Origin of the sequence: Enterococcus sp. DIV0240d (genome assembly GCF_051711245.1) — a bacterium.
GTDB lineage: Bacteria > Bacillota > Bacilli > Lactobacillales > Enterococcaceae > Enterococcus_D > Enterococcus_D casseliflavus.
Genome location: NZ_JBIOMG010000001.1, coordinates 1,801,484 through 1,827,631, shown reverse-complemented (window position 1 = coordinate 1,827,631; position 26,148 = coordinate 1,801,484). Strand labels below are relative to the sequence as shown.

At 42.5% G+C, this 26,148-nt stretch carries 17 protein-coding genes; 4 read left to right on the top strand and 13 right to left on the bottom strand.

Translation table 11 applies throughout. The features are described from left to right. Nucleotides 1-2: 2 nt before the first annotated feature. Nucleotides 3-1,034 carry a signal peptide peptidase SppA gene (gene sppA, locus IGJ25_RS08530; RefSeq protein ID WP_081117328.1) on the bottom strand — a complete coding sequence of 344 codons (1,032 nt, stop codon included), beginning with the start codon at nt 1,032-1,034 and terminating at the stop codon, nt 3-5. A gap of 31 nt (nt 1,035-1,065) precedes the next feature. Next, on the bottom strand, nt 1,066-1,356 hold the full coding sequence (locus tag IGJ25_RS08525) for a hypothetical protein (protein ID WP_005225961.1): 291 nt from the start codon (nt 1,354-1,356) through the stop codon (nt 1,066-1,068). A gap of 445 nt (nt 1,357-1,801) precedes the next feature. On the opposite strand from IGJ25_RS08525, the gene glmS reads away from it, so the two are divergent. Continuing rightward, on the top strand, nt 1,802-3,613 hold the full coding sequence (gene glmS, locus IGJ25_RS08520) for a glutamine--fructose-6-phosphate transaminase (isomerizing) (protein ID WP_208773497.1): 1,812 nt from the start codon (nt 1,802-1,804) through the stop codon (nt 3,611-3,613). A 291-nt stretch (nt 3,614-3,904) separates the two neighbouring features. Here glmS and glmM read toward each other — a convergent pair whose 3' ends face one another. The 4 genes from glmM to nifJ form a co-directional block, all read right to left on the bottom strand. Beyond that, nucleotides 3,905-5,260, bottom strand: a complete 1,356-nt coding sequence (glmM, locus tag IGJ25_RS08515) for a phosphoglucosamine mutase (protein WP_005225959.1) — start codon at nt 5,258-5,260, stop codon at nt 3,905-3,907. 39 nt (nt 5,261-5,299) lie between these two features. After that, nucleotides 5,300-6,391, bottom strand: coding sequence for a CdaR family protein (locus IGJ25_RS08510; protein WP_081116837.1), 1,092 nt, complete (start codon nt 6,389-6,391; stop codon nt 5,300-5,302). Then, complete coding sequence (gene cdaA / locus IGJ25_RS08505) at nt 6,388-7,269, bottom strand: diadenylate cyclase CdaA (protein WP_005235688.1); 882 nt, start codon at nt 7,267-7,269, stop codon at nt 6,388-6,390. Before cdaA ends, IGJ25_RS08510 begins: the two co-directional genes overlap by 4 nt. Nucleotides 7,270-7,537: 268 nt before the next feature. Beyond that, a complete protein-coding gene (gene nifJ / locus IGJ25_RS08500; RefSeq protein WP_438779243.1) occupies nt 7,538-11,221 on the bottom strand; it encodes a pyruvate:ferredoxin (flavodoxin) oxidoreductase in 3,684 nt (1,227 codons plus the stop codon). Nucleotides 11,222-11,448: 227 nt separating this feature from the next. Between nifJ and IGJ25_RS08495 the strand changes: the two genes are divergently transcribed. Then, a complete protein-coding gene (locus IGJ25_RS08495) occupies nt 11,449-11,964 on the top strand; it encodes a DsbA family protein (protein ID WP_438779242.1) in 516 nt (171 codons plus the stop codon). Nucleotides 11,965-12,050: 86 nt separating this feature from the next. On the opposite strand, the gene whiA is transcribed toward IGJ25_RS08495, so the two are convergent. Continuing rightward, nucleotides 12,051-12,986: a DNA-binding protein WhiA gene (whiA, locus tag IGJ25_RS08490; protein ID WP_081116840.1), complete on the bottom strand. Its 936-nt coding sequence runs from the start codon at nt 12,984-12,986 to the stop codon at nt 12,051-12,053. A gap of 322 nt (nt 12,987-13,308) precedes the next feature. Here whiA and IGJ25_RS08485 point away from each other — a divergent pair, with 322 nt between their 5' ends. Beyond that, the gene (locus IGJ25_RS08485) at nt 13,309-14,496 is read left to right on the top strand and encodes an IS110 family transposase (protein ID WP_438779107.1); all 1,188 of its coding nucleotides are present in this window, start codon (nt 13,309-13,311) and stop codon (nt 14,494-14,496) included. Between the two features lie 128 nt (nt 14,497-14,624). On the opposite strand, the gene IGJ25_RS08480 is transcribed toward IGJ25_RS08485, so the two are convergent. The 6 genes from IGJ25_RS08480 to uvrB form a co-directional block, all read right to left on the bottom strand. Continuing rightward, nucleotides 14,625-15,626 (bottom strand): gluconeogenesis factor YvcK family protein, encoded by a 1,002-nt coding sequence (locus IGJ25_RS08480; RefSeq protein ID WP_438779241.1) that lies wholly within the window; start codon nt 15,624-15,626, stop codon nt 14,625-14,627. Next, nucleotides 15,623-16,513: an RNase adapter RapZ gene (gene rapZ / locus IGJ25_RS08475; RefSeq protein WP_005225952.1), complete on the bottom strand. Its 891-nt coding sequence runs from the start codon at nt 16,511-16,513 to the stop codon at nt 15,623-15,625. The genes IGJ25_RS08480 and rapZ overlap by 4 nt, the downstream gene beginning before the upstream one ends. A gap of 113 nt (nt 16,514-16,626) precedes the next feature. Continuing rightward, the gene (locus IGJ25_RS08470; protein ID WP_005225951.1) at nt 16,627-17,337 is read right to left on the bottom strand and encodes an amino acid racemase; all 711 of its coding nucleotides are present in this window, start codon (nt 17,335-17,337) and stop codon (nt 16,627-16,629) included. Between the two features lie 3 nt (nt 17,338-17,340). After that, on the bottom strand, nt 17,341-18,594 hold the full coding sequence (locus IGJ25_RS08465) for a carboxylate--amine ligase (protein WP_438779240.1): 1,254 nt from the start codon (nt 18,592-18,594) through the stop codon (nt 17,341-17,343). Nucleotides 18,595-18,902: 308 nt separating this feature from the next. Then, nucleotides 18,903-21,719, bottom strand: a complete 2,817-nt coding sequence (uvrA, locus tag IGJ25_RS08460) for an excinuclease ABC subunit UvrA (RefSeq protein WP_005225949.1) — start codon at nt 21,717-21,719, stop codon at nt 18,903-18,905. 13 nt (nt 21,720-21,732) lie between these two features. Beyond that, nucleotides 21,733-23,724, bottom strand: a complete 1,992-nt coding sequence (uvrB, locus tag IGJ25_RS08455; protein ID WP_010748162.1) for an excinuclease ABC subunit UvrB — start codon at nt 23,722-23,724, stop codon at nt 21,733-21,735. 270 nt (nt 23,725-23,994) lie between these two features. Here uvrB and IGJ25_RS08450 point away from each other — a divergent pair, with 270 nt between their 5' ends. Then, nucleotides 23,995-26,148, top strand: a complete 2,154-nt coding sequence (locus tag IGJ25_RS08450; protein WP_010748161.1) for an amino acid ABC transporter substrate-binding protein/permease — start codon at nt 23,995-23,997, stop codon at nt 26,146-26,148.

Here is a 26,148-nt window from a genome sequence, read left to right as displayed (position 1 = left end):
AGTCATTCACCTCCATAGTAATAAAGAGGTTTCGGAGCATCGCTGGTTCCAAGGCTTTCCATCAATTGGATCACTCGCTCTGTGTTTGATTCTTTTAATCCTTGTAGTTCGGCTAAACTTGAACCTAACCAAGTAGAAGCAAATCCAGTAGATGAAACATCATAGCTGAAAATCTCGGCATCTTCCAAGCCTAGATCTGCTTGCATTGCTGCTAATGTATCTTCAGGAAAACCGATTTCATCCACTAAACCAACGGACACTGCTTGCTGCCCATCATAGATGCGGCCATCAGCGATCTTTCTAACGGCTTCTTCTGTCATGCCACGTCCTTCTGCTACGATTTTTACGAACCGACCATAGGCATTGTCGACATAGGTCTGCAAGACTTCCTTGTCGGCTTCTGTGGGTTCTCTCGTTGATGAACCTACATCTTTTAGTGCGCCACTTTTATACGTATTGTCTTCGATCCCTAGCTTTTCGAATAAGCCAGCATAGTTTAGCCCTGACATGATCACCCCGATTGAACCAGTAATGGTTTCATCCGTTGCAAAAATTTTATCAGCACCTGCCGAGATATAATAACCGCCACTGGCTGCCATGTTTTTCATACTGACATACATTGGAATCCCTAACTCTTTGATTTTTGCTAACTCACGAGCGATCTCCGCACTTTCATAGACGCCGCCTCCTGGGGTATTGACTTCCATCAAGATGCCCCCAATAGTTGGATCTCCTTGGATCATCCGTAGTTCTTCTAAAAATCGCTGATGATCATAAGATTCTGTTGTGAATAAGCCACCACTGGAGCGGCTGGCGATGGTTCCTTCTAAAGATAAGCGAACAATACGATTGTCTTGATCTCCGGCAACTAACGTTGTCTCTTCGATCGCATTACTTCCATAGAACAAAGCATTTAACCCTTGTAGCGTCTGAGTTTCCTCTTGCTCTGGACGATTTATGATTACTGAAAAAACCCCCGAGCAGATAAATAACCCTGCTGCGATCGCCGCTGCGATCCATCTTCTTTTATTCATTTTCCCACCTAACTTTTCACCTTTCCCATTTTTAGTATAGATTTTTGATGACGATCACTGCTTCTTCGTCTCCAACCGCATCAAATTTCTCGCTTTTTTCAGCTAAGACGTAGCCACCAAAAAATTCCTTTGTCAGTTCATCCTGGACTTCGAATGTTTGCGCGGTTTCCACGGTGACTGATCCAGGCAAAATTTCTTGCAAGCTGTCCCAGCCCGTATCCAACATGACCTTTGTTTCATCTGTGACATTAGGATCTTTTTCTATCGCAGCTACCATTTTCTTTAGCTCTGAAAAAGTCATACAATTTACAAATTCTGGCATTTCATTCCCTCACTTTCTTACTTTTTTATTGTAGCGAACTTAAAAAAAAAAGCATAGCTTTATGAGGAAATTTCTTGGGAATCTTATTCGACAAAGCTATGTCAGCTGTTTTGATTTCCTTTAAACAGGTTCAAATCAACCTTACAAATAACTATACCAATTATTTTTATATAACTTTTAGTTGACAGAAACAGGAATAAATATTATGATATTGCTTGTATTTCTATAAAATATCTCACAAGGAGGATAGATAGACCAATAAGGATAGCGCCTGATCTGGAAACAGATGACGAGGAAAGAGTTTATCGAAACATTCGGCGGATGACTCTAGGGACTGCACTCTACAGGCAAGAACAAATCTCATCGTAAGGTGATGACAAAGACTTGCTACGCAGATAGAAATACATAATGCCAAACTAAATTTTTTGAAAGTAGGATTATCATTATGTGTGGAATTGTAGGAATCGTAGGAAAATCAAATGCAGAACGAATTATTTTGAACGGATTGGAACGCTTAGAGTATCGCGGCTATGACTCAGCAGGTCTTTATGTCGCTGATCGGACTTCGGATCACTTAATTAAAGCCCAAGGAAGAATCAAAAACTTGGAAGAAAAAGTGACTTCTGAAGTAACAGGAACGATCGGTATCGGACATACCCGTTGGGCGACCCACGGCAAGCCATCAGAAATGAACGCTCATCCTCACACTTCAGCAAACCAAGCACTCGTGTTGGTTCATAACGGTGTGATCGAAAACTTTGAAGAGCTTCATCAAGAATATTTAAGCAACCACCAATTTGAAGGTCAAACAGATACGGAAATCGTTGTTCATTTGATTGAAGCATTGAAGGAGCAAGACAACAGCACGACCAAAGCAGCCTTTAAAAAAGCTTTGTCCTTGATTCGCGGCTCTTATGCCTTTGCCTTAGTAGAAAAAAATGATCCAGAAACCATTTATGTTGCCAAAAACAAAAGTCCTTTATTGATCGGTTTGGGAGATGGGTTCAATGTCATCTGCAGCGATGCCTTAGCAATGCTCGATCAAACGACTCACTTTGTTGAGATCGAAGATGGCGAAATGGTGACCGTAACAGCCGATGCGATCGAAATCGAAGATCCAAAAGGAAACCTTGTGTACCGTGAGTCTTATGAAGCACAACTAGATCTGACTGACATCGAAAAAGGAACATACCCTTACTACATGTTAAAAGAAATCGATGATCAACCAACTGTGATGCGCCGCTTGATTCAAGAATATCAAGGAGAATCTGGTGAAGTAGTGATCGATCCAGCGTTAAAAAACGAACTTTTAGCTAGCGATCGGATCTACATCATTGCTTGTGGTACCAGCAATCATGCTGGCTGGGCAGCAAAAGCCATTTTAGAAAAACTAACACAGATTCCTGTTGAGGTTCATTTATCTAGTGAGTTTGGCTACAACATGCCATTGTTGTCAGCAAACCCCTTCTTCTTGTTCTTATCACAAAGTGGTGAAACGGCAGATAGCCGTCAAGTATTAGTGACGATCAACCAGTTAGGTCTTCCTAGTCTGACGATTACCAACGTTGCTGGTTCTACTCTTTCTCGAGAAGCGAACCATACCTTATTGCTTCATGCTGGTCCAGAAATCGCTGTTGCCTCTACAAAGGCGTATACTGCACAGATCGCAGTGATGACGTTATTAGCAAAAGCCATTGGTGATGAAAAAGCTGTTCCTGAAGCATTGGACTTTGATGTTTTCCATGAACTAAGCATCGTTGCTTCTGCAATGGAGGCTTTAGTGGATGAAAAAGCTGTTATCAGTCAATTTGCTGAGGATTTCCTTTCCGAAACCCGTAATGCGTTTTACATTGGACGTGGAAATGATTACTATGTATCGATGGAAGCGGCATTGAAATTAAAAGAAATTTCTTATATCCAAGCGGAAGGCTTTGCGGCTGGTGAATTAAAACACGGCACCATCGCGTTGATCGAAGAAGGTACACCAGTGATCGGTGTGATCACGGAAAAAGTGACCGGCTCTCATACGCGAGGCAATTTGAAAGAAGTCGAATCTCGTGGGGCTCATACCCTTGTGATCGTTAGCCAAGAATTAGCAAAAGCGACTGATCAAATCATTTTACCAAACGTTCACCCATTGGTAACAAGCTTAGTGGCAGTCGTTCCAACACAGCTGCTGGCTTACTTTGCCACTTTACAGCGCGGATTCGACGTTGATAAACCAAGAAACTTAGCAAAATCCGTTACCGTTGAATAAGTTTTTTAAAAGATTGAAACCGAATTGGTTATCTTCTGTATAATAAAAAGAACTCCTCGTTCGATGACTCGATCGTTCATAGGGGTTCTTTTTTTCTTATTTTCTGCACAACAAATCCGAAAAGACTTTTAAAAGCAACTATCCTTCGCAAGGCTTGCCCACTGCGTCTCCTCTGTTAAACGTTGCCGACAAATTCGTTGACAAGTTTCTCTAATTCGCAATTGGCTTCTTGCTGGTAAGTAGACAAAAGAAGACGACCAAAGGATATCTTTGATCGTCTTACTTCTTCATTTATTCCGCACCGATTTCCTCTCGAACGACCGCTGCGATTTTTTCAACATAGTAATCGACTTTTTCAATGGTTGGCGCTTCTGCCATCACCCGAAGCAATGGTTCTGTTCCTGAAGGACGAACCAAGATACGGCCTTCGCCGTTCATTTCTGCTTCTGTCTCTTCCACGATTTTACGGATAGCTGGAACATCCATCGCGCCATTTTTATCTGTCACTCGAATGTTGACAAGTTTTTGTGGATAGATCGTTACCTCTCCTGCTAATTCCGACAGTTTCTTGCCCGTTTGTTTCATGATATTCAATAGTTGAATTCCTGATAGCAAACCGTCACCTGTCGTATTGAAATCCAAGAAAATCATGTGACCTGATTGCTCGCCACCAAAATTATAATCGTTTTTACGCATTTCTTCGACGACATAACGGTCACCGACTTGTGTGATGACATCTTTCAGTCCAATTGCTTCCACTGCTTTATGGAACCCTAAATTGCTCATGACTGTTGTCACGATCGTTCCTTGGTTCAAGCGCTTTTGCTCCGCTAAATATTTCGCACAGATATACATGATTTTATCGCCATCAACGATGTTTCCTAGTTCATCTACTGCGATGACCCGATCACCATCTCCATCAAACGCAAGACCAGCATCCGCCCCTTTTTCAACGACAAATTCAGCTAACGCTTCAGGGTGAGTCGATCCCACACCATCATTAATGTTCAACCCGTCTGGAGACGTCCCCATTGTGAAGAATTCTGTTTCTAGATCGGCAAACAAACGATTGACACTTGTTGCTGTTGCGCCATTTGCTGCATCAACACACACCGTGATTCCTTCCAAATCATCAGGAATCGTTTGACGTAGAAATTGAGAGTATTTCAACAACCCTTCTGGAAACTCATCCACTGTTCCTAAGCCATCGGCAGAAGGACGTGGAAGCGTATCTTCCGGTGCATCAAGTAATGCTTCAATTTCAGCTTCTTGTTCATCGACTAATTTAAAGCCATCATTCCCGAAAAACTTGATGCCATTGTCTTGTGCAGGATTGTGAGAGGCAGAGATCATTACACCTGCACTCGCTTTTTGCACTTTCGTCAAGTACGCAACACCCGGTGTAGAAATAACACCTAATTGGAATACCTCGATCCCGACAGATAATAGTCCAGCAATCAATGCATTTTCTAGCATCTGTCCAGAAATCCGTGTGTCCCGTCCCACCAAAACGCGGGGACGGCGGTCACCAGTTTCATGTTGACTTAATACATAGCCGCCGTAACGACCTAATTTAAATGCTAATTCAGGTGTCAACTCCTTATTTGCTTCTCCTCTAACACCATCAGTACCAAAATATTTTCCCATTTTAATAACCTCTCTTATTCATTCTCTACAGTCAAACGACTAAGAACTGCTTGTCGTCGTTCTGCTTGCGGAATTCTCTGTTTGTTCTTGCGTCGTGTCGACTGTCGAAGAATTGGCTTGAGAATTCGCACTGTTCGTTGCTTCATCGCCATCATTGTTTGATTGATTCTCAGTAGTTGTTTCTGCAACCGGAGTGATTTGGATCGTCACTACTGTTGGATTGATCGTTGTTCCCTCTGGTACTGGAATCGTTACTGTCCGTTCGGTCGTGGTTGTGATCTCACTAACATCCACTGGGACACCGATCTGCTGGGTCTCATCCAAAATACTTTGTGGTCCTGTTAGCACCGCACTGATACTACTCATCCGGTAGATGTAATGAGAGATCCCATCTGGTGTTGTCCCCTGTTGAGTGACAAACAATTCAATTTCTTTGCTTGGTGCTTCCATCATCAATGCCACATCGACCGAATCTGGCTCAGGAATGATCGCTAAAGGATTGTTTTCACTATCCCAAGCCTCGATCGTTCCATCCACCGTGATCGAATCGCCAGTAATATCATCTGGATTCACGATCGCTATCACTCGGTCGATTTCTGCCAGTGTCTTGTCGCCAGTAGTGATCTCTACTTCTTGCGGTTCAACACTCATTGAATCAACGCCGTAACCACTCGTTGATCCATCAGTCGAGATGACTGGCTCAACGGTAAACGTTTGGGTGACTTTTTTCTCGATCGTCACAGTGACGGTTTTGGGTTCGATTTCGGCTGTCACACTTGAGCTAAGATTTTTCACTTCTAAAGGGACCTCATGGGTTCCTTCATCGAGTCCAGTCAAATCAGCAACTACTCGAAAGCTCCGCGTTTCCTCGCTACGTTCAGCATTCAATTGCACCCGATTTCGACTAGACAAAGTCACGTCTACTGTTGTTTCAAATCCTTGGATAAAGTATTCATCTGTGTCATAGGTGGTCTGAATCGGTACATTATCGATCTCTTCCTCATAAGGATTTGAAGTTCCTGCAAGGTTGACTTGCAGGCTTGATCCGCTGGCGATGAAAAACAGAACCAGACTAAAGAACAGCGCTAGTATACCATAAAATACGTTTTGACGACGTTCTTTCTTGATCATTTTCTTCCTCCTTTGTTGACCCCTTCAAAGAAAGATTGCAGCAAGTTGCGTTTACCAGGCTTTTCTTCTGGCACTAATTCGCGATTCAACACGTCGAGATACTCTTGTCGCGAAAGCTCAGTAAGCATCCGATTATTCAGGGTAATACTGACGTCTCCCGTCTCCTCTGAGACGATAATGGTCAACGCATCACTAACTTCTGAAATCCCGACAGCCGCTCGATGGCGCGTCCCAAATTCTTTGGGGATCAGCGGACTTTCTGACAGTGGTAAGTAGGCACTAGCAACAGCGATCTTATCATCTCTTAAGATGACTGCACCATCGTGTAGCGGTGTATTGGGAATAAAAATATTGATCAGTAATTCGCCCGTCACATCCGCATCTAAAGGAATCCCCGTTTCAATATATTCTTCTAACCCCGTCGTCCGTTCGATCGTGATCAATGCACCGATTTTTCGTTTTGCCATATATTGAACAGCTTTGTCCAACGCTTGGACCAACACTTCATCCCGTCGTTTTTCATTCTTAGAAGTCTTGAAGAAAGAGCTACGGCCAAGATGCTCCAGCCCTCGTCGAATTTCTGGTTGGAAAATAACAATCGCGGCGATCACCCCATATGTGATGACTTGATCCATCAACCAAGATAGCGTCTTTAATCCTACGATACCTGCCAAAAACCTTAGAACAATGAATAGGCCAACGCCTTTAAACAACTGAATCGCTTTTGTTCCTCGCACAAGCTGGATCAGCTTATAAACCAAGTACCAAACAACGATCACATCTAAAACATTTACTAAAAATGACCAAGAAAATATATCAAATGAGAGCAATTCTCTCCAATAATCTAAATTAAAAAAATCCCTGAAATTTATCAACATAAACAGCCTTCCTTTATTCTTAAGACTTCAGATAATAGTATAACATAGGACCTCTTCAAAGATTTGAAAAAAAACAAATTTATGAAAAAGTTTTGAAAAAATAAACAGCTCTTTTACTTAGTTTACCATTATCCTGAAATCATTGTTTGTCAAAGGTCTTAGAAGATTTCATCTAAACGAGCTTCTTGCACTCATTTCTTAGGAAAAACAACAAATGACCCTGAAAAACGGGTCAAACCGTTTTTCAGGGTCATTCCTCAGCGAGCGATTACTCTTGCTGACGGCGCTTTGCGCGCGCTGCACGCCGTGCTGCTCTTTCAGCGAGCTGTTCTTCGCTTAACGGCTGTTTTTCTCTTCGTACACGCTCCGTTTTTACTGCCGTTGGTTGTTCTGCATCAGTACTTACCTTTTTTTCAAGCTTTGCTCGTATTTTTTCTTCTTGACCTGCTAAGCGGGCATAGTTGTAGAAACGAGTTTTCGCATCTGAAACGGTTTTTTCAAACAATGCTTGCGCCGCATTCGGATTGGCAGACTGCAAGGATGCAAATCGAACTTGTGTCTGCATAAAGGCAGGCATTTGATCAAATGCTGGCTTTTTGAAGTCGAGTGTCATTGGCTGTTTCCCTTTTTCTGTCAACAGCGGGTTATAGCGGTAGAGACTCCAATACCCCGATGCAACTGCTTCTTGTGCTTCTTTCAAGGATTGACGCATTCCGCCTGCAAGACCGTGGGTGATGCATGGCGTATAGGCAATGATGATTGACGGTCCTGGGAACCGCTCGGCTTCTTCAAAGGCTTTGATCGTTTGCATTTGATTTGCACCAGATGCGATTTGTGCGACATAGACATGTCCGTAGGTCATCGCCATCATTCCTAAATCTTTTTTGGAAACAAACTTGCCACTCGCAGCGAATTTAGCAATGGCCGAAGTCGGTGTCGCTTTAGAGACTTGCCCCCCTGTATTAGAATAGACTTCATTATCTAACACGAGAATATTGACGTCTGCACCAGAAGCGAGAACATGATCGATACCGCCAAACCCAATATCATATGCCCAGCCGTCACCGCCTATCATCCATTGGCTTGGCTTAACAAACAAATCTTTCTCCTGCAAGATTTTGTTCAGCTGAGGTGTTGTGGCAGCTTCAGCTTCTAAGGCGGCGATCAATTTTGCTGCTCGCTGTTGCGTCCCAGCACTTTCTTCTCGATGAAGGTCCCAATCATCAATCAAAGCCTGCAATTCTTCTGATACATTGGCTTTCAACGACTGCAGCTGGGCCGCTAATTTCTCCCGTCGGGTTTGGTTGGCTAAGAACATGCCATAGCCATATTCGGCATTGTCTTCAAACAACGAGTTTGACCAAGCTGGCCCTTGTCCTAAGTGATTGGTTGTATAAGGAGATACTGGTGAGGTTCCACCCCAAATCGAAGAGCAGCCGGTCGCATTGGCGATCATCATGCGATCACCAAACATTTGGGTCAATAGTTTCACATAGGGGGTTTCCCCACAGCCCGCACAAGCACCAGAGAACTCCAACAAAGGTTTATTGAATTGAGAGCCCAAAACAGTTCCTGGTTTTGCTGGATTTTCTTTTTGACGTAAAGTCATCGCAAAAGCCCAATTTAAAGCTTGTTCTTTTTGTTCTTCGTAAGGACGCATCGTCAAAGCTTCCCCTTTGGCGGGACATGCTTCCACACAAAGGCCGCAACCTGTACAATCTTCAACGGAAACTTGAATTCGATATTTTTGCCCATTCGCGCCTCGCATCTCTCTGACGATAAAGCCTTCAGGTGCTTCGGTTAATTCATCTTCATCTGCCAAAAACGGACGGATCGCCGCATGAGGACAGACAAAAGCACACTCATTGCACATGGTACAGCGATCTGATAGCCACTCGGGCACTTCAACAGCGATGCCCCGCTTCTCAACCGCTGTTGTCCCGACAGGGATCACCCCTTCAGTCATTTGATTTCGTACGAGGGTACCCACGCTTAGTTGGTTGCCTTCTTGACGGTTGATGGGCTCCACGATTTCTCGCACAAATTGTGTTGTAGCAGTGGATGTCCTCTTCGGTACTTCGATCGTTGCCCACTTGCTTGGAACAGGGATTTCTTGTAATAATTCGATGGTGCGATCGATGGCTGCTTGGTTCTTTTCAACGATCGCCATCGATTTGTGCCGATAACTTTTCAGCGCCTCTTCTTTTAAAATCGGCAAGATTTCCTCAGTCGGAATGATGTTTGCCAAGTAAAAGAAGGCTGTTTCCATCGCGGTATTGATCCGCCCACCTAAGCCGACTTCCATTGCCAACTGCATGGCATTGATGGTATAAAAGCGAATCTCGTTTTCAGCAAGATAACGTTTCATTTTCTTCGGTAGATTTTTTAAGATTTGCTCTTGTGACCAGGTCGTATTTAATAAAAAGGTTCCGCCTTTTTTGAGTCCTTTCAGCAAATCATACGTATGCAAATACGCAGGCGTATGACACGCAACGAAATCCGCGTGTTCGATCAAATAGGTAGAACGAATGGGGGTATCCCCAAATCGCAGATGAGAAACCGTTAGACCACCAGATTTTTTCGAATCATAATGGAAATAGCCTTGTACATATTTTTCGGTATGGTCACCGATGATTTTGATTGCTGACTTATTTGCCCCGACGGTCCCGTCAGAGCCGAATCCCCAGAATTTCGCTTGGAAGGTGGATGGATCAGTTAGATCTAGCGTGCCCTTTGATGGCAACGACAATTGCGTCACATCATCCGTGATCCCAATGGTGAAGCGTTTCTTTTGGCTCGCTTTTGGCTTGAGCAATTCGTCATAAACGGCAACGATTTGATCAGGCGTCACATCTTTTGACCCAAGACCATAGCGTCCACCAATGATCGTCGGCCGAATCGCTGCATCATACATGGCACTTTGCACATCCAAAAGCAAAGACTCGCCATTGGCACCAGGTTCTTTGCTGCGATCCAATACAGCGATACTTTTAACGGTAGCAGGCAGTTTTTCTAAGAAGACTTCTAGTGGGAATGGTCGATACAAATGGATCGACAAGACCCCCACCTTGCGGCCTGAAGCGCATAAATGATCCACCGTTTGCTGGATCGTTTGCGTCGAGGACCCCATCGAAACGATGACTTCTTCGGCGTCCGAAGCACCATAATAATCCACTAAATCATAGTTGGTTCCTCTTAAAGCATTGATTTTTTTCATGTAAAAACGAACGATCTCAGGCACTGTTTGATAATGCTGATTGATCGTTTCCCGCTGTTGAAAATGGATATCAGGATTTTGATTCGTTCCACTCGTCGTCGGGTGATTCGGGTTCATGGCTTTTTGTCGAAAGGCAGTCAATTTTTCATGATTGACCAACTGTGCCAATTCCTCATAATCTAAGACCTCTATTTTTTGAATCTCATGACTGGTTCGAAACCCATCAAAAAAATTTAAAAATGGGATATTGGCTTCGATAGCTGCTAAATGAGCGACTGGCGCTAAATCCATTACTTCTTGAACACTGCTTTCCGCTAACATAGCAAAGCCTGTTTGTCGGGTGGCCATTACATCGGTATGATCTCCAAAAATATTCAAAGCATTGGTGGTCACTGCTCGGCTGGCGACATGAAAGACGCCTGGCAGCATTTCCCCAGCAATCTTGTACATATTTGGTACCATTAATAAAAGTCCCTGGGATGCCGTATAGGTCGTCGTTAAGGCGCCCGTTTTTAATGAGCCGTGAACCACACCGGCCGCCCCTGCTTCAGATTGCATTTCAACCACTTTCACCGGCTGGCCAAAAAGATTATGCTTTCCTTGAGCAGACCACTGATCCACTAATTCAGCCATGGTTGAACTAGGGGTTATCGGATAGATCGCCGCAAGTTCCGTAAAGGCATAGGAAATATAGGCTGCTGCCGTATTGCCATCCATTGTTTTTCTTTTTCTCATCTATATAACTTCCTTTAATCATCATTTTGCACAATAAAACACAATTCATTATAGCTGAAAATCAAGGAATATAAAAGCACAGTCAGGGGATTTTTCTTAATTTCGTGAAACGAAATACATAGTATTTAGCTCATTCTCCTCCTCTTTTCACAGACTTAAATCAAAAGACCTGAGGCTTTTCTTTCAGTAGAAACTTCGGTAAACTAAAAGAAAAAGGAGGAATCTTAATGGATATTTCAATCATCAAAGCACAGGAAACAAATGCGGTAACAGGGATACAAATCGGAGACCCTTCCGCTAAACCGATCGTCGAATTTATGAATTTGCGCTGTCCTTATTGTCGGCAATGGTTTGAAGAATCGTTACCGATCTTAAGTGAAGCTGTCGCAGCTGGGAAACTACGCCGTGTCATCAAATTATTCGACAAAGAAAAAGAATCATTGCAACGAGGCAATGTGATGCACCGCTTTGTTTCCAGTACAGATCCTCAGGCAACGATCGCTGAGATCACAAAAATTTATCAAACACAAGACGAATGGGGGCATTTATCTTTACCTGAAGTGGCAGAATATGCGAAAAATACCTTAGGGCTATCTGAACAAAACCATCCTGTGATCGCAGGAGAAATTGTGGAAGAAGCGAAAAACGCCAACATTCAATTTGTGCCAACGATTATCTTAGATGGGCACATTTTTGATGAATCGATCTCTGCTGAGGAATTAACTGCATTGATCAATGAATAACCTCTAACAAAAAACAGGAGCTGATTTGACGCGAACTTCCACGTCAAATCAGCTCCTGTTTTTTGATTCATTTTTATTCCATTCGACTAGCTGACTTGTTCACGCAAATGATCCGCAAATTCATTGATTTTGCGAATGCGATGATTGATTCCTGATTTCGAGATCGCTCCTGATGGAATCATTTCTCCTAGCTCTTTCAAGCTGATCTCGGGATGTTCCAAACGTAATTCGGCGATTTCTTGCAGCTTTTCAGGTAAAGCTTGCAAGCCAACTCGATCTTGAATAAATTCGATATTGTCGATCTGCTTCGAAGCAGCGTCGATCGTTTTGTTCATATTGGCGGTTTCGCAATTCACCAAACGGTTGACTGAGTTACGCATATCACGCACGATCCGCACGTCCTCGAATTTCAGCATGGAATTGGTGGCACCGATCAGTGTCAAAAAATCAGCGATTTTCTCAGCGCCTTTCAAGTAAGAGATATACCCATTTCTGCGTTCTAATGGACGGGCATTCAATCCATATGCGTTTAGCATATCGCAAATATCTTGGTTATGCTCCTCGTAGATGGAATAGATCTCTAAATGATAGCGGCTGGTTTCTGGATTGTTGATGGACCCAGATGCCATGAAAGCGCCTCGTAAATAGGAACGCATTTTTTGAGTATTGCCCATGATCTCATCAGAAACATGGCTTTGAAACATCAGCCCGTCCATGATATCTAAGTCCAAAAGCACGCGCTGTGTATCTTGCTTCAAACGAACGATGTAAACGTTGTTCTTTTTTAATTTCATTTTACGACGGACCAGCAATTCGCTGCGCACGTCGTAATGATCTTTTAGTAACGAATAGATGCGTCTGGCGATCGCCGCGTTTTCTGTTTGAACGTTTAAAACAAATTGTTGGTTGTTGATACTTAATGACCCATTCATCCGAATCAAAGCGGCCAATTCTGCCTTGGCATGTTCGCGATGAACTTCTAATGCGGTCAATTCTTTTTTTACTTCTGCTGCAAAGGACATAAAAAAATCCCTCCTTGTATATTAGAGTTAGGGTTTTAACCTTCCGGTTTTGATTGGATAACCCTATGAACCATCGTTATTTTAATTTGGTATTAACTCATTCATTTTGAGATAATATATTTATTGGATTGAGAGGCTATGCCGTTGCCTCCTTGAGTTTTGAAGCTCGTAATCGAAAGACTGGCACCTCTCTCTGATAAGTGGATTACGTATGAGTTAGATGTTGAAAGTTTTTGCTTTACTCCGTATCTCGTACAAGGTAGTGACGCTTTTCAGTTGAGCGGGTTTCAATCCAAAATATTTTTTTAGAAAGGTCAAATGTATGTACTTCTTAGGAATTGATATCGGCAAGCGAACTCACGTGGCTTCTTTAATGAGTGAAGAAGGTAAAGTGATCCTAAAAGGTTTTTCTTTCCCTAACACTACTGAAGGAGCTGATTCCCTGATTGAGCGGCTTTCAAAATATTCAGAGACTCCCGCTGACTTTATTGTCGGAATGGAAGCTACGGGTCATTATTGGCTCTCCATCTTTTCATACCTCCACGAATCAGACTTTTTGATTCACGTTGTGAATCCTCTTCAAACCGATGGCTGGCGCAAAGGAACAGAAATCAGAAAACGAAAAAATGATATTATTGATTCTGTTTTGATTGCTGACTTGATGCGTTATGGTTCCTTTGTAGAAACAGTATTGTCTGATGAAAATGTTTTTTCGTTAAAACAACTTTCACGTTACCGAACCTATTTAGTAGGTACCGCAAGCGACTTCAAACGAAAAATCATAGCTGTACTAGATCAAGTGTTTCCTGAATATGCATCAATTTTTTCTAAACAAGGTATTTTCGGAAAAGCGTCTAAAGAGTTATTGCTTGAGTTTAGTTCTCCTATAGAGCTAGAAGAAATTTCGGCAGAAACGTTGGCTCAATACTTAGCTGAGTTAAGCAGGAACCGAATAAAGCCAGAGAAAGCAGATCAATTGAAGCAAGCAGCTTCTAACTCCTTTGGAGTGAAATTTGCTCAAGAAGCTTTTACATTTCAATTACGCTCCATGATTGAACAATTGAAATTCATCGAAAGCCAAGTAAAAGAAACTGAAAAAGAAATTAAGCGCATAATGAGTAATTTAGACTCTGTTATTCTCACAATCCCTGGAATCGGCCCTATAAATGGCGCGACAATTCTTGGTGAAATTGGAGACATTCGCAAATTTTCTAATCCGAAAAAACTGGTTGCTTATGCTGGCATAGACGCGTCTGTGTCCCAATCTGGGCAATACGAAGCAACACATAATGTTATGAGCAAGCGTGGATCTCCATACTTACGAAAAGCCTCGTTTTCAGCTGCTCTAGTTGCTTCTCGATGTGATCCTGTTTTTCGCGCGTTTTATCAGAAAAAAATTTCTGAGGGAAAGCATCATCTGACGGCCTTAGGTGCTGTTTCTCGTAAGCTTTGTTATGTGATTCATGCTATTTTAACTAAAAATGAACCTTATAAGATTGTTTCCGATTAGCTATTGAACAATCAAAAAAATCTAATAGTGAAAGGTCTATTTGTTGTACTCATTTTTTGGACTTAACTGTTATAAAATATTTTTTTGATTTAGCTAATTTTCACTTGACTCTATATAGTTAGTCTTTCTTAGATTTTGGCCCCGTAAACGATACGTAGAAGTTCTTCAATCACTTTATCTCCGTCATGAAAAACTCCGCCATCTCTAAGCTCCAGAAAGTCAGCTGAAATGACACGGCTGGCTTCTTCTCGCAGTCCTTGGAAATCGTGTTTCACTTGTACAAGATATTCATCATAAATCTCTGGGTCCATATACCCTTCTGGAACTTTCTCGGTGTTGACTAACACCGTATCAATAAAGGGTTTGCCTAAATGCTTATGCAGGACCCGCACATGGTCGGCATCACTAAAGTGTTCAGTTTCACCTTTTTGGGTCATGATATTACAAATATAAACCGTTTCAGCTTGTGTTTCCAACATTGCTTGGCCGATCTCGCTAATCATGAGATTGGGCAAAATACTAGTAAAAAGACTACCAGGACCCAAGACGATCATATCTGCCTCCATAATTGAAGAAACAACTTTACGAGCTGCTTTCGGCTCATCATTATTTTCTTGATTACGAACAAAGACCCGATCGATCGTTTTGCGATCAACCGCGATCTTGGACTCTCCTACCGCTTCGGTGCCGTCTTTAAAAACAGCGTGCAACACCAATGGCAGATCTGACGAAGGATAAACTCGTCCATCGATATGCATGATTTTTGACAAAATTTGAATGGCTTCATAGGTACTGCTGCGCATTTCAGCAATCGCCGCAATAATCAAGTTCCCCAGGGCATGATTGGCTAAAAATTTGTCTTCGGCTTTAAAACGGTATTGAAAAATATCATTATACAGTTGCGGTATATCAGATAGAGCCGCCAAAACATTGCGCAGATCCCCTGGTGGCGAGATAGAGGAAACCAAATTGCGAATTTCGCCGCTGCTACCGCCATCATCAGCGACCGTAACGATCGCTGTGATGTCGACACCCTGATTCCGCAAGCTCTTCAGGATGACTGGTAACCCAGTTCCGCCACCTACCACAACGATCTTCGGCTTTCTGATTCGGTACGTTTTCATTTTCATGAACGATTCACCGTCTCTTTACGCTTATCTTTGTCGCGATGAGTAATATTGACGCGATAGTCTTCTGCCAAAACCGCACCGATGCGCTCAGATAATGCAACTGAACGGTGTTGGCCCCCAGTACAGCCGATAGCCACCGTCAAGCTGCTTTTGCCTTCCTTGACATAGCCTGGCATGATCGTTTGCAACAGTGTACTAAATTGCTGATAGAATTCTTCCGTTTCTGGAAAAGACATGACGTACTCATACACGGGTTCATCTTTACCCGTTAAAGGACGCAACTCTGGAATGTAATGGGGATTCGGTAAGAAACGAACATCCATCACAATATCAGCATCGATCGGCAAGCCATACTTGAAGCCAAACGAAAGTATTTCAATACGAAACCCTGTCTCATGAGAAGCACGAAATTCTTGATTGATTTTTTCTCTCAATTGCCGTGGGGTCAGCGTCGTTGTGTCGATAACAATACTGGCACGCGTCTTCAAATCGTTTAAGATCGCTCGCTCTTTGCGAATGCCTTCCGTAACTAAGCCATCCATCGCTAATGGATGTGCTCTTCTCGTTTCTTTGTATCTTGACACCAATTCATTGTCCGATGCATCTAAAAAGAGCATCCGTGTGTCGATAAAATTCGTGTTTTCAATATCGATCAGCATACTTTGGATTTCTTCAAAAAACGATCTTGAACGCAGATCGACAACTAAGGCAATTTTTGTCACTTTTCCTGATTCTTTGATCAGTTCCCAAAATTTAGGGATCAAGCTTGGGGGCATATTATCGATACAAAAGTACCCCATATCTTCAAAACTCTGGATCGCGACCGTTTTGCCGGCTCCGCTCATCCCAGTAATAATGACCAATTCTAAATGATCCACTTCAGTCATAGGTAAAACTCCTTTCTGAAACAACTCTATTATATCATGCCGGGCGTATCATTGGAACACTGGCATAAAAAAAGACGTTAGCTCAAAAAATGCCGCTAACGTCGCTATCAGCTTTAGATTGCTTGGCGATTTGCCAATGCTTTTTCGATCGTCCGATCAACTAAAATCGATTGGGCATCGACGACTGGATACGGATTATCAGTCACAAATTCATCCATCAAGGACAACTCGGTACATCCAAGCACTACGCTTTCACAGCCGATACGTTCGGTGACTTCTTCCAGTATCTCAAAGTAAAGTTCTTGATCCAAATGATCATTTTCTTTGATTCGATCATAGATCAATGTATTGACCTTTTTTTGGATCGTCGGCTCTGGAAGATAGACGTCAAGTCCGAACTTCCGCAATTCTTTTTCATAGATGCCAGCTTTGACACTTCCTTCCGTCCCAAGAAAGGCCACTTTTCCAGTGACGCCTTTTTCAAAAACGACTTTCGCAGCCTCACGAGGCATATGCAAAATCTCGATCTCAGTGGCAGCTTGCAGCTCATCAAAAAAATAATGGGCGGTGTTACAAGTCAACACAATAAAATTTGGCTTTAACAAATTTTGTTTTTCGATGTCGTCCATTAAATATGGAACAGGGTTTTCTAACGTGTTGTCTAAAATATATGCCGTCCGATCTGGGACTGTCGCATGATTGAATAAAACATAGTTCAAGTAATCTTGGTCTTTATGGGTCTGTGTCCGTCGGTTTAATATGCGGACAAAACTTTCCGTCGCTAACGTTCCCATGCCGCCTAAAATACTAAAAAAATTCTCCATCTTCTAGCCTTCTTTCGTATGGAAATACGTTTTGAATCGTTTGTTGTACAGATGGAACATTCTCTTTAATAGAATCCAGCGCTTTAGAGATAAGTCTTCTTTGTAAAAGACAGTCGTTCCCCAGCGATTTTCTGCTAATAATTTTTTTGCTCGTTCTTTCGCAGGATTTTCTTTTGCATAAGTCAAGAAAATATTTTTTGGTACCCCTAGCCATAATTTCGCTTCAGGTGCGTCAGCTTTGCCATAAACCGTTTCTGTGTATGGTTTTTCGAAGACTAAATCCTCTGTGATGAACTTCGCCAGATTCAATCCGCTTAAGGTAATAAAGAAACTGCTTCTTCCTTGACGCAAGTTGATTTCAAATAATTTATATTGACCGTCCCGCGCATCATATTTCAAATCAAAATTGGCAAATCCAACATATTCGATCTCTTTTAAAAACTTACGGATCATTTGATAGATTTGATCATTTTCATCTGGAATGATCACGACATAATTCCCAACAGCTCCAGGCGTTGGATCCTCTAATAAAGGATGACCTAAGCCCATCACGCGAACTTCGTGATTCTCATCAACATAGGCATTTAAGACCCGCATGTTGCTGTCATCGCCAGGAATAAAATCTTGGACGATCATTTCATATTGATAACCCGCTTGATAAATGCGAGAAACGATTTCTTCAAATTCTGTTCGATTGTCAATAATGAAGGCTTTTTTGCGCCCTTCAAAATCAACTGACAGCCACGCGACACTATTTGCTGGTTTCAAAGCCACAGGAAAATCAAAAGGCAGCTCTCCTTTGAACGTTCCTTCCGTCAACAGTTCAGGTGTTAAAATGAAGGTCTTAGGATAAGGCAAGCCATATTCCTCGCAAACTTCGTAAAAACTGACTTTATTGATCAACCGTTTTAATAAGGAATAGTCATTGGCAATAAAGGTATAATAAGGCTTCAATTCTTCTTTATGCTTCGCTAACAGTTCTGTATAGCCATCGCCGCAGGGAATCAATAAATATTTCATGGCAGGATCGTTGTAAGTATTTTTACCTAACTTGATCAACGTCTCAGTGAATCCTGGATCATGGTCAAAACCTTCCACTTGATTGATTGTAACAATTTTACTAAAGCGGGTTGGCGCAAGTTCCGCACCAGCATAAGCAACTGATTGAATGCCATATGCTTCGTGGAATGCTCTGGCCATACCATAAACATTCATATCGCTTCCTAATAATATGGGAAGAAAATTTTCCTGACTCATCAAAAATCACTCTCTCTTTTGAATACGAAAAACGACCTCTCTCGTTTCGTTTAATTACAATAGAATTATAATACCACAAAGAAAAAAGCAATCAAAGTATCTATCTTTGATTGCTTTCTCCCACTTTGAACGGATAGAACTTATAGGCAGTTTATTCAATGCGAATATACGTATACCTATTGCTATTCTATCAAATAAAATTTTGATTTCAAGCCCTTATCATGAAATTTGCAGATATTTCACGCTTCCTTAAACTTTAGCGAAACCTATTGACAGACAAGTAAAAAAGTGAGTGCTCTTTTCCTTGCTTAAAGGACTTTTTTCAAATAATGACCGGTGTAGCTTTCAGAAACCGCAGCAATTTCTTCTGGTGTACCAGTTGCAATGATCGTTCCACCGCCTTCGCCACCTTCTGGACCTAGATCAATCACATGGTCCGCTGATTTGATGACATCCAAGTTGTGTTCGATCACTAAAACGGTATTGCCAGCGTCGACAAATCGTTCCAAAACTTTCAACAAACGGGCAATATCATCCGTATGCAGACCAGTCGTTGGTTCATCTAAGATATAAAAACTCTTGCCATTGGAATTTTTGTGCAGTTCACTGGCAAGCTTCATCCGTTGCGCTTCCCCACCAGACAAAGTAGTCGCTGGTTGTCCCATCGTGACATAACCTAGACCGACATCGACGATCGTTTGCAATTTTCGATGGATTTTAGGAATATGTTGGAAAAATTCCACTGCATCTTCCACGGTCATATCTAAGATTTCCGAAATATTTTTTCCTTTGTAATGAACTTCTAACGTTTCTGAGTTATAACGTTTGCCATGACAAACCTCACAAGGTACGTAGACATCAGGTAAGAAGTGCATCTCGATCTTGATGATTCCGTCCCCTTTACATGCTTCACAACGTCCACCTTTTACATTAAAACTAAAGCGGCCTTTTTTATAACCACGGACTTTCGCCTCATTGGTTTTAGCAAATAAATCGCGAATGTCATCAAAGACACTGGTATACGTTGCTGGATTGCTTCGAGGCGTCCGACCGATAGGGCTTTGATCGATATCGATCAATTTCTCAATCGCTTCATAACCAGTAATGGTTTTAAAGCGACCAGGCTTGTTCGAATTCCGATTGATTTTTTGCGCCAAGGCTTTTTTCAAAATTTCGTTGACTAATGTCGATTTACCAGAGCCAGAGACCCCAGTAACGGCGACGAACTTTCCTAATGGAAAATCGACCGAAATGTTTTTCAAGTTATTCTCAGAAGCACCGGTCACACGAATCTTTTCACCATTGCCTTTGCGGCGTTCCGTTGGTGTCGGGATTTGTCGTTTTCCTGATAAGTACTGACCTGTTAAGGAAGACGCATTGGCTGCGACTTCATCAGGAGTGCCTGCAGCGACGATCTCACCACCTGCGTGTCCTGCACCTGGACCGACATCGATCAAGTAGTCCGCTGCCCGCATCGTGTCTTCGTCATGCTCAACGACGATCAGGGTATTCCCAAGATCACGCATTTTCCGCAATGAATCTAGTAAGCGATCGTTATCCCGTTGGTGAAGACCGATCGATGGCTCATCAAGAATGTAAAGCACCCCAGACAAATTGGAGCCGATTTGTGTTGCCAAACGAATCCGTTGCGCTTCCCCACCAGAGAGTGTGCCTGATGCACGACTCAAGGTCAAATAGTCCAATCCGACATTTTTCAAGAAGCTTAAACGATCATCGACTTCTTTCACGATCGGACGTGCGATCATTTGCTCTTGTTCCGATAGTTTCAATTCTTCGACAAAGTTCAACGCATTGTTGATTGCCATCTCGCTCATTTCACCAATGTGTTTTCCGTTGACTTGCACGCACAGCGCTTGAGGGTTCAAACGATAGCCATGACAAGTTTTACAAGTCAATTCCGTCATATACAAACGCATTTGATCACGGGTGAAATCAGAGTTGGTTTCATGATAACGGCGTTTAATATTTGGTAAGATTCCTTCAAAAGCTACCTCAACATCACGCACGCCACCGAAATCATTCTCATAATGGAAATGGAAAATTTCGCCATTCGAACCATTCAAAATAATGTCTTTGTGTTCTTCTGGTAGCTCTTCAAAGGGTGTGTCCATATCGATATTGAACTCTTGACAGGCTTGTTCCAGCATTTGCGGATAGTACTGTGAACTGATTGGGTTCCAAGGTAATAGTGCGCCTTCACGCAACGTTTTGCTTTGATCGGGAATCACTAGGTCGACATCGACTTCTAGCTTCACACCAAGACCATCACAGTCTGGACAAGCACCAAAAGGCGCATTGAATGAAAAGAGCCGTGGTTCTAATTCACCAACTGTAAAGCCACAATACGGGCAAGAATAATGTTCACTGAAAAGCATCTCTTCTTGACCAATCACATCGACTACCGCATAGCCATCAGCTAAACGTAATGCCGCTTCAAAGGAATCAAACAGACGAGAACGGATGCCTTCCTTTACAACGATTCGGTCAATGATGATGGCAATATCATGCTTTTTATTTTTTTCTAATTCAGGCGCTTCGGAGACATCATAGACTTCGCCATCCACCCGCATCCGAACATAACCTTCTCTTTGGATACGTTCGAAGACTTTTTTGTGCTGCCCTTTCTTTTGATAAACGATAGGTGCCAACAATTGGATCTTGGTGCGTTCTGGTAATGCCAAAACTTCATCCACCATCTGCTCAACCGACTGACTAGTAATCTCAATATGATCATTGGGACAGATTGGGTGACCGATTCTGGCGTAAAGAAGCCGCAGATAATCATTGATTTCAGTAACCGTCCCCACTGTTGATCGCGGGTTCTTGCTGGTGGTTTTTTGATCGATAGAAATCGCTGGACTAAGTCCATCAATGCTATCTACGTCGGGTTTATCCATTTGCCCTAAAAACTGACGGGCATACGCCGATAGACTTTCGACATATCGGCGTTGTCCTTCGGCATACAACGTATCAAATGCTAAGGAGCTTTTCCCTGAACCCGAAAGACCAGTTACAACAACGAGCTGGTCTCTGGGAATCGTCACATCGATATTTTTTAAATTATGGGCCCGTGCCCCATGGATCACGATTTTATCATTTGCCATATTGTTTCTCCTTCTAATCAGCAGCTTTTAGCTCAAGAATAGTATCTCTCAAGGTAGCAGCCGTTTCAAAATCCAGTGCTTTCGCAGCATCTTTCATTTCTTTTTCTAATTTCAACAACAAGGTTGCTTTTTCTTCACGACTCAGCTCTTCATAAGAAGTCGTGGTGTATTCGCCAGTTTCTTCCGCCACTTTCGTGATTGCGATCAGATCGCGAATCTCTTTGATGATGGTTTTCGGTACGATTCCATGTTCTTCGTTATAGGCTTCTTGAATACTTCGGCGTCGCGCTGTTTCGTCGATCGCTCGCTGCATCGAATCGGTCATTTTATCGGCGTACATGATTACTTTTCCTTCTGAGTTACGAGCTGCTCGTCCGATGGTTTGGACTAATGAACGCTCGCTGCGCAAGAAGCCTTCCTTATCGGCATCAAGGATCGCAACCAGGGAAACTTCTGGGACGTCTAACCCTTCTCGCAATAAGTTGATTCCGACCAGTACATCAAATTCACCGAGACGCAGGTCGCGAATGATCTCTGTTCGTTCCAATGTTTTGATGTCACTGTGCAGGTATTTGACTTTGATCCCTAATTCTTTAAAGTAATCCGTCAAATCTTCAGACATTTTTTTCGTCAAGGTCGTGACAAAGACCCGTTCATTTCGCTCGACTCGCTCATTGATTTCTCCTACGAGGTCGTCAATTTGACCCATGATCGGTCGTACTTCGATCACCGGATCTAACAGACCAGTCGGACGAATGATTTGCTGAATGACGGTATCGGTTTGATCGTATTCATATGGTCCAGGTGTTGCTGAAACATAGACGATTTGGTTGACATGCTTCTCAAATTCTTCCAAGCGTAGCGGACGGTTATCCAGTGCAGAAGGCAAACGGAAACCATAATCCACTAACATTTGTTTTCTAGCACGGTCACCATTATACATCCCACGAACTTGCGGCATGGTCACGTGGGATTCATCAATAACGATCAGAAAGTCATCAGGAAAGAAATCTAATAACGTATAAGGCGGTTCGCCTTCTTTTCGTCCATCCATGTGGCGAGAGTAGTTTTCGATCCCTGAGGTATACCCCATTTCTCGCATCATTTCAATATCATAGTTGGTTCGCTGCTCTAAACGCTGTGCTTCCAACAGCTTATTTTCTGCTCGCAAAACTTTCAGTCGTTCATCGAGTTCACTTTGGATCGAAGCGATCGCATGTTCCATATGGTCTTCATTGGTCACAAAGTGAGTTGCTGGAAAGATCGACACATGTTCGGTGTCACTCATGATCTCGCCCGTCAAGGCATCGACTTCACGAATCCGATCGATTTCATCGCCAAAAAACTCAATGCGTAACGCTCGCTCATCACGAGAAGCTGGGAAAATCTCCACAACATCGCCACGTACGCGAAAACGTCCCCGTTGAAAATCGATGTCGTTTCGTTCAAATTGGATCTCGATCAATTCTTTTAATAGTTGATCGCGAGACTTTTCCATCCCTACTCGTAAAGAAACAACCTGTCTGGCATACTCGATCGGCGAACCTAAACCGAAAATACAAGAGACAGAAGCTACAACGATCACATCGTTTCTCTCTAATAAAGAACTTGTGGCCGAGTGACGCAGCTTATCGATTTCATCGTTGACACTGGAGTCTTTCTCGATGTATGTATCACTGGAAGGAACATACGCTTCTGGTTGATAGTAATCATAGTAACTGACAAAGTACTCGACCGCATTATTTGGGAAAAAGTCCTTGAACTCGCCATATAATTGTCCAGCCAGTGTTTTATTATGGGCAATGATCAATGTCGGTTTATTGACTTCCTTGATTAGATTAGAAATCGTATAAGTCTTACCGGTCCCAGTGGCTCCCAACAAAATCTGTGCTTTTTTTCCACCGACCACCCCGTCAACCAATTGATGGATCGCTTCTGGTTGATCCCCAGCTGGTTGATATTTTGATACTAAGTCAAATTCATGGGAAGTTGTTCTTTCGATCATCTTCATTCCCCCTCGATTATTCTAAACGACAACAAAAAAAGAAAAACTCGCTGCCGCTTTTCCATAAATAAGTATATCATAGCGAACATACTTTCGCCATCATTTGCTATGAAAGTTTCATGCGATTAAGCATAACTTAACATGTTTGATTTTCTAACATCTGATGTGAGGTTTAAGCAATTTTGTCATATTTTTAAAGAGAAAGACTTGTGTGTTGAAGAAAAAATCCATATAATCTATAAATACGTTATATCTAAAGGGGGAATTTTCTTGAAAAGAAAACACATGTCCTTCGCTTTAATCGCGCTGATTATCAGCATTTTTACGCTATCAGTAAAGTCAGCAAGTGCGGAGGAAACTACGTATAAGATAGGAACAGATTTAACATTTGCTCCTTTCGAATTCCAAAATGAAAATAATGAATACGTTGGGATCGATATAGATTTATTAAACGCGATCGCTGAAGATCAAGGTTTTGCAGTTGATTTACGTCCTTTAGGTTTTGACGCCTCCATTCAAGGCGTGCAATCAAATCAGTTAGATGGCATGATTGCTGGGATGAGCATCACTGATGAACGTAAAGAAACGTTTGATTTCTCAGATCCTTATTTTGATAGTGGGATTCAAATGGCGGTAGCTGCTGACAATGACAGCATTACTAGCTACGAAGATCTTGAGGGCGAAACGGTCGGTGCAAAGGTTGGTACCGAAAGTGCCCGCTTTTTAGAAGAAAATAAAGACCAATATGGCTACGACATCAAACTTTATGATGACGCTACTGGGTTGTATGGCGCTGTACGCAATGGTACTGTGGCAGCCGCTTTTGATGATTATCCAGTGCTTGGCTATGCCATCAACAACGGCGAACCGATGAAACTTGTCGGCGAACCTGAAAAAGGTGCTTCTTACGGATTCGCTGTCAGAAAAGGCCAAAATCAAGAACTACTTGAAAAATTCAATGCTGGTTTAGCCAACATGAAAGCTTCTGGCAAATACGACGAAATCGTCAATACTTACATCACAACGTCTGATTCAGATGCAGACACCAGTGAAATGGTGAAAGTCGAACCAAAGAAAGATGTTTACCGAATTGCCAGTGACTCCGCCTTCGCTCCCTTTGAATTCCAAAATGAAGACAATGAGTATGTAGGGATCGATGTTGATTTAATGAATCGGGCGGCAGAATTGCAAGGGTTCAACATTGAATTCAATTTCATCGGTTTTTCAGGAGCTTTGCAAGCCTTGGATGGTAACCAAGCAGATGGGATGATCGCTGGGATGACGATCACTGATGAGCGTCGCCAATCCTACGACTTCTCAGACTCTTACTTTGAAAGCGGCATTCAGATCGCTGTAAAAGAAGGCAATGATTCCATCAATTCCTATGAAGATCTAGATGGAAAAACCGTTGGTGCGAAAGTGGGGACAGAAAGTGCAGACTTCTTGATCGCCAACGAAGAAAAATATGGCTATTCGATCAAATATTATGATGCGGCCGATCAATTATATGCGGCTGTTAACGGCGGACAAATCGATGCCATGATGGATGATTATCCAGTGATCGGTTATGCCATCAGCCAAGGTCAAAAACTAGTGACACCGATTGAAAAAGAATCTGGCGGTCAGTACGGTTTTGCGGTGAAAAAAGGCCAAAATCCTGAACTGATCCAAATGTTCAATGAAGCATTGAAAGAAATGAAACGGACTGGCGAGTACGATCAAATCATCAATAAATACATTGAAGATGGCTCTGCCACAGAAAAACGAGTGGATGAATCAACGATCACTGGTTTGATCAGCAACAACTATAACGTCTTATTAAAAGGTTTATGGAATACCCTTTTACTAGCATTGATTTCTTTTGCCTTAGCATTAGTGATCGGCATCATTTTTGGACTATTTAGTGTTGCTCCAATCAAAGCATTGCGGGTTTTTGCAGGGATCTATGTTGATATCATTCGTGGTATTCCTATGATGGTATTGGCTTTCTTCATCTTCTTCGGCCTTTCCGATGCCATTGGTATCACGATTCCCGACTTTGCAGCCGGGGTCATTACATTGACTTTAAATGCCAGTGCCTATATCGCTGAGATCGTCCGTGGCGGGATCAATGCGGTGCCAAAAGGTCAGATGGAAGCCTCTCGTAGTTTGGGGATGACCTACACTCGGACAATGCAGAAAATCATTTTACCGCAAGCGATCAAAATCATGATTCCATCTTTCGTTAACCAATTCGTTATTTCGTTGAAAGATACAACGATCATCTCGGTTATCGGAGTCGTAGAATTATTGCAAACTGGGAAAATCATCGTTGCTCGGACTACGCAAAGTACCTATGTTTACTTGATCATCGCGATTATTTACTTAGTCGTGATCACAGCTTTAACGAAACTTGCAAAAGTTTTAGAAAAGAAGGTGAAATAG